We start from the raw sequence: 6,364 nt of genomic DNA on the forward strand, positions 1-6,364 counted from the left end.
CGCCCGCGCGAGCGCACGCGAAGGCGACCGCACGCGAAGGCGACCGCACGCGAAGGCGACCGCCCGCGCGAGCGCACGCGAAGGCGACCGCACACGAAGGCGACCGCACGCAGCACGTGCGACGGCGTTAGCGAGGAGAACCCGCGACGGGCACCGCGAACGCGCCCCCACGGAGAGCGCGCGGACGACCCGTTACGGCGTCAGGGCCGGCGGGGGTGGCCCTTGAGGTGCCGGCCCAGCTCGCGGGCGATCTCCCGGTTGGCGTCGCGCTCGGCCAGGGTCTGCCGCTTGTCGTAGGAGCGCTTGCCCTTGGCGAGGGCCAGTTCGACCTTGGCGTAGCCGTTCTCGAAGTACATCGACAGCGGAACGAGGGTCACCCCGCCCTCGCGGACCTGGTCCAGGATGCGGTCGATCTCGGCACGGTGCAGCAGCAGTTTGCGGTTGCGGCGCGGGGCGTGGTTGGTCCACGTGCCGTAGGTGTACTCGGCGATGTGCAGGCCGTACAACACGATCTCGCCGTCGCGCTCGTGCGCGAACGCGTCCACCAGCGAGGCCCGCCCCTCGCGCAGCGACTTCACCTCGGTGCCGACCAGCACGATGCCCGCCTCGTACGTGCGCAGCACCGTGTACTCGTGCCGGGCCTTTTTGTTCGAGGCGATCAACCGGCGGGCGGGTGGCTTGGACGGAGTCACCAGGCGACGATATCCGGCTGCCGGAGCAGTCGTACCGGCCGGCTCAGTCGCGTGCCGGGTGCGGGGGGCGTAGTCGTGCGGTGAGTTCCCGTACCGCGTCCGTGAACGCCTCCTGCGACTCGCACGGCCAGTGTCCGAGGATCGGTGGGGGAACGCTGTCGCTGGGCGCCGGCACGACGTCCTGCGGGTCGGTCAACCGCCGGTCCACGCTTGCCGGCGGACCGGTCAGCGTCTCGGCCTCCCCGGGGCGGTGGGAGGCGAAGATCCAGCCGCCGATCGGGTCGGTGTCCCGCCACAGGTTGATCCAGCGCCAGCCGATTCGTTCGCCGATCTCCCGCAGCGCCGGCTCGTCGGCGTAGGCCGGGAAGAGCCGGGAGTACAGCCGGCCCAGCGGTGACCCATAGGTCAGCAGGGCTACCCGCTCGGTGATCCGGGTGGGCAGTTGCAGAACCGTGGCGGCGAGCAGCACCGAGCCGTGGCTGTGCCCGGCCAGCAGCACACCCTGCCCCTGTTCCACCAGGTAGGTGATCCGCTTGGCCAACTCCGGCACGGCCCGCTCGGCGTAGCAGGGCGGCGCGAACGGGTGCGCCGCCCGGGGCCAGAAGGTGCCCAGATCCCAGAGCACGCCCACGTACCGACGGAACTGCGCCGTCCGGTACGCGAAGATGCCGCCCACGACCAGGCCGAGCAGGATCGCGGCGATCACGTAGCTACCGGAACCGATCAGGAAGTTGACCATGCCCTCCGGCACGCCGACGTAGCGCTGCGCCACGTCGCCGGGTAGGAGTTGGAGCAGGCCGAGCACGCTGGTGGCCAGGCCGAGCGCCGCCAGGCCGGCGTACACCACGGAGAGCGGTTCCAACCGTTCGGTGAAGCGGGCCCGGGCCACCGCCTGCTCGACCCGCCGCAGCCGGCCCGCCGCGCTCGGCGGCGCGTCCGGGAAGTCGGCGGCGACGATCGCCCGGGCGGCCCGCCGCCGCCCGCGCCGGGTCATCCTGGTGACCACGCCGGCCACCAGCAGCGCGGTCACCACGGCCAGGAAAAACCCGAAGATCGCCCATTTGTACGCCAGCGGAGGGCTGGTTTCCAGGCCGTCCGCTGTCGTACCCTCGCGATCGAGCAGGTCCGACACCCGGTAGACCAGCTCGGCCGAGAACGCCACCGCGAGCCCGGCCGAGATCGTCATGAAGACCGGCGCTCCCAGCGCGCGTATGGGTGACCGGCTCTGCCCGCCGCCCCGCCGCCAGATCACCAGCGTGGCGAGCGCGACCACCAGCACCGTCTGGCTGACGAACAGCCAGGCCACGATCGCGCCGTAACCGGGCAGCGCGCCGCCTTGCGGCCATGGGGCCGGGCTGATGACGATGTGCACGATCACCAGCATCGTGAGGCCGCAGGCGATGGTGCGCAGCCCGCGGAATACGCCGTCCACCCGGGGTGACGGGTCGGTGCGGTCGATGCTCGGCACCACGGTGACCAGGGCCAGGCAGGCCAGCAGCACCGCCGCGGTGGCGGTCAGCAGGATCACCATCACCCACGAGCGGTGCTGGCTGGCCCGCGCGGCGAGCAGGCTGCCGCTCAGCGTGCCGAAGGCCGCCGCGACGTGGACGGAGCGCAGCCGACCCACCAGCGGCTCGCCGTCCCACTGGCCGACGGCGCTCAACCGGTGTTTCGACGCCCGGCTCGACGGCGTCCGGAACGCGTCGAACGAATGGCCCGGGCGAGCGCCCAGCCACCAGACGAGCCCGATGGCGGCGACCGGCACGAACGCCAGCACACCCAGGCGCAGACCGGTCGGTCGCCCGCCGAGCCAGGACAGCCAGCTCCGGCCGGCCAGGCACGACGGGGTGTCCATGCAGCGCCAGGCGATCAGGTCCAGCGCCACCCCGACGATGGTGAGCACGTAGAGCATGGTGAGGGTGAGGGCGAGCACCCGGCACAGCGCCATGAAACCGCGCTTCGAGACGGTGTTCGCCGGGCGCATCCAGAGCGCCACGTTGCAGAGCATGAACGGCAGCAGGAAGACCAGTGACAGCGTCCGCACGGCCGTGCCGGACGGCAGGTCACTCCAGCGGTACGCCTCCAGCGTCACCCCGTCCGTCCCGGTGGAGTCCGGATAGCCGGGGCGCGGTCGGTAGAAACCTCCGCTGCGGTCCCCGGCGACCTGGTGCACGTACGGCCGGTCCAACACCTGGTCCGCGCCCGCGCCGGAGACACCGTGCACCCGTAGCTCCACGATCCCGCCCGACGTCGTCGGTCCGGTCGGTGTCGCGTCCGCCATGGGCCCCCCGAGGTGTGCGCGGCAACCGGGCGGGTCGTCGATGTCCGGCCACCCGCGCGGCTCCCCGGCTTACCCGTCTGCGGGGCGGTCAACCGTGGGCCGGGCCTCGGCGATGGTGCGGTCGACCCTCGACAGGTGATTTCATGGCGCCATGGCGAACCCGGTGATCCTGACCGTCGACGACGACCCCGTGGTGTCCCGGGCGGTGGCCCGGGACATCCGGCGCCGGTACGGCGACCGCTACCGGGTGTTGCGGGCGTCCTCCGGCCCGGAGGCGCTGGACGCGCTGCGCGAGGTCAAACTGCGGGGCGAACAGGTGGCGCTGCTGCTGGCCGACCACCGGATGCCGGAGATGACCGGCGTCGAGTTCCTGGAAGCGGCAATGGACATCTTCCCGGCGGCCCGCCGGGTGCTGCTCACCGCGTACGCGGACACCGACGCCGCGATCGAGGCCATCAACGTGGTCGACCTGGACCACTACCTGCTCAAGCCCTGGCACCCGCCGGAGGAGAAGCTGTACCCGGTGGTCGACGGGCTGCTGGAGGCGTGGGCGGTCACCCCGGACGCGGCCAGCGCGGAGATCCGGGTCGTCGGGCACCGCTGGTCGGCCCCGTCGTTCAAGGTCCGCGACTTCCTGGCCCGCAACCTGGTGCCGTACCGGTGGCTGTTGTCCGACGACCCGGAGGGGGTCCGGTTGCTCGACGCGGCCGGGGCCACCGAGGCGGACGTGCCCCTGGTGGTGACGCCGGAGGGCAAGGCGTTGGTCGCCCCGAGCGAGGCCGAGTTGGCCGCGCTGGCCGGGTTGACTGTGGTGCCGGCGTGTGACTTCTACGACCTGGTGGTGATCGGCGGCGGCCCCGCCGGTCTCGGTTCGGCGGTGTACGGCGCGTCGGAGGGGCTGCGCACCGTGCTCGTGGAGCGACGGGCGACCGGCGGTCAGGCCGGGCAGAGCAGCCGCATCGAGAACTACCTGGGCTTCCCGGACGGCGTCTCCGGCGCGCAGTTGACCGATCGGGCTCGGCGGCAGGCGGTCAAGTTCGGCGCCGAGCTGCTCAGCGCCCGGGAGGTGGTCGGTCTCAGCGAGGCCGGCGGTGCCCGCCTGCTGCGCTTCGGCGACGGCACCGAGATCGCCGCGCACACCGTGGTGCTGGCCACCGGCGTGTCGTACCGGGTGCTCGACGCACCTGGGCTGGCCGACTTCACCGGGCGGGGGGTGTTCTACGGCGCCGCCGCCACCGAAGCGCCGAGCTGCGTCGAGCAGGACGTCTACATCGTCGGCGGGGCCAACTCCGCCGGCCAGGCGGCGGTCCACTTCTCCCGGTACGCGTCGAGGGTGCACCTGCTCATCCGTGGTGCGGACCTGACCGCCTCGATGTCGCGTTACCTGATCGACCAGCTGGAACGGATCGACAAGATCATCGTGCACCCGCACACCGCCGTGGTCGGCGGGGCGGGGGAGGACCACCTGGAACGGCTCACCCTGTGCGACACCCGCACCGGGGAGGCCCGCTCAGTCGACACCTCCTGGCTGTTCATCTTCATCGGCGCGGAGCCCCGCACCGACTGGCTGGACGGGGTGCTGGTCCGTGACGACCGTGGTTTCATCGTGACCGGTCCGGATCTGCTCGCCGGGGGGCGGCGGCCGGCCGGCTGGTCGCTGTCGCGCGACCCGTACCACCTGGAAACCAGCGTGCCGGGCGTGTTCGCCGCCGGGGACGTGCGGGCCGAGTCGGTCAAACGGGTCGCCTCGGCCGTTGGCGAGGGTGCGATGGCGGTGTCGCTGGTGCACCGCTACCTGGAGGCCCAATGAGCCGGTGTTGCGAGCCCCGCAGTCGCGAGCGAAGGAGTCCCTGTGCCCACCGAGTCTGACCGCCTGACACCGGCGCAGTTGCGCACCCTGTTCCTGTTCGAGGCGCTCGACGACGGGCAGCTCGACTGGCTGGCCGAGCACGGCCGGGTCGAGCAGCGCGCCGGCGGCACCCTCGTGTACGGCGAGGGTGAGCCCGCGACCTGCTTCTTCGTGCTGGTGCGCGGGGCGGTGGCGTTGAGTCGCCTGGTGCGCGGCGACGACGTCGAGGTCAGCCGAACCGACCAGCGCGGGGTGTACGGCGGGGCCACTCAGGCGTACCTGGGTGACCAGGTCGAGCAGATCTACCGCAACAGCCTGCGGGCGGTGACCGACGCGGAGTTCTTCGTGCTACCGGCGGAGGACATGGCGTACGCCCTGCGGTCCTGGTTCCCGATGCCCATGCACCTGTTGGAAGGGTTGTTCTTCGGGATGCGGGACAGCCAGGCCATCGTCGGTGAGCGGGAGCGGTTGCTGGCGCTCGGTTCGCTCTCGGCGGGGCTGACCCACGAGCTGAACAACCCGGCCGCGGCGGCGGTGCGGGCCACGTCGGTTCTGCGGGACCGGGTCGCCGGCATGCGGCACAAGCTCGCCATGATCGCCGACGGGCGGCTCGACGGAAGCGCCCTGCACGGCCTGGTCGCCCTGCAGGAGGAGGCGGTCTCCCGGGTGGCCACCGCGCCGAAGTTGACCCCGATGGCCACCTCCGACGCCGAGGACACCCTCACCGACTGGCTGGAGGAGCACGGGGTCGGCGGAGCCTGGGACCTGGCGCCGATCCTGGTCGGCGGTGGACTCGACGCAGCCTGGCTGGCGCGGGTGAAGGACGCGGTCGGGGCCGCGGACCTGGAAGCGGCGGTGCGGTGGCTCACCTACACCGTCGACACCGAGCTGCTGATGCGCGAGATCGGCGACGCGGTCACCCGGATCTCCGGGCTCGTGGACGCCGCCAAGCAGTACTCGCAGCTGGACCGCGCGCCGCACCGGGTGGTGGACGTGCACGACCTGCTCGACGCCACGCTGGTGATGTTCAAGGGCAAGATCCCCGCCGAGGTCAAGCTGGTCCGCGAGTACGACCGGGACCTACCACCCGTCCCGGCGTACGCGGCCGAGCTGAACCAGGTGTGGACCAACCTGATCGACAACGCGTTGGGCGCGATGGGGGAGAAGGGTGTGCTGACCGTCCGCACCGGACGCATCGGCGACCAACTGGCGGTGGAGATAGTCGACACCGGGCCGGGCATTCCGCCGCAGGTGCGCCCGCGCATCTTCGAACCGTTCTTCACCACCAAGCCGGTCGGCGCCGGCACCGGTCTGGGGTTGGACATCTCGTACCGGATCGTGGTGCACAAACACCACGGCGACATCAGGGTGGAGACCGAGCCGGGACGCACCATCTTCCGAGTCCTGCTGCCGATCATCGAGGGCGCACCGGACGCGCCCCACGACCCGCCGACCACCTAGCGGCAGCACGCGGTCCCGGGCACGATCAGGCGGCGCCCAGATCAAGCAAGTCCCCTCGGCCCGCGCCGCCCCGCGCCGCCC

At 72.0% G+C, this 6,364-nt stretch carries 4 protein-coding genes; 2 read left to right on the forward strand and 2 right to left on the reverse strand.

Features of this window, described 5'->3' with window-relative positions:
- Positions 1–200 precede the first annotated feature (200 nt).
- Both smpB and MED01_RS31185 read right to left on the reverse strand, forming a co-directional pair.
- On the reverse strand, positions 201–692 hold the full coding sequence (smpB, locus tag MED01_RS31180; RefSeq protein ID WP_238672046.1) for an SsrA-binding protein SmpB: 492 nt from the start codon (positions 690–692) through the stop codon (positions 201–203).
- A 43-nt stretch (positions 693–735) separates the two neighbouring features.
- Positions 736–2,973: a hypothetical protein gene (locus tag MED01_RS31185; RefSeq protein ID WP_238672047.1), complete on the reverse strand. Its 2,238-nt coding sequence runs from the start codon at positions 2,971–2,973 to the stop codon at positions 736–738.
- A 151-nt stretch (positions 2,974–3,124) separates the two neighbouring features.
- Between MED01_RS31185 and MED01_RS31190 the strand changes: the two genes are divergently transcribed.
- Both MED01_RS31190 and MED01_RS31195 read left to right on the forward strand, forming a co-directional pair.
- A complete protein-coding gene (locus MED01_RS31190; protein WP_238672048.1) occupies positions 3,125–4,783 on the forward strand; it encodes an NAD(P)/FAD-dependent oxidoreductase in 1,659 nt (552 codons plus the stop codon).
- A gap of 42 nt (positions 4,784–4,825) precedes the next feature.
- Positions 4,826–6,283, forward strand: coding sequence for an ATP-binding protein (locus MED01_RS31195; protein ID WP_238672049.1), 1,458 nt, complete (start codon positions 4,826–4,828; stop codon positions 6,281–6,283).
- Positions 6,284–6,364 lie beyond the last annotated feature (81 nt).

It is taken from the genome of Micromonospora alfalfae (assembly GCF_022230925.1).
Lineage (GTDB): Bacteria > Actinomycetota > Actinomycetes > Mycobacteriales > Micromonosporaceae > Micromonospora > Micromonospora alfalfae.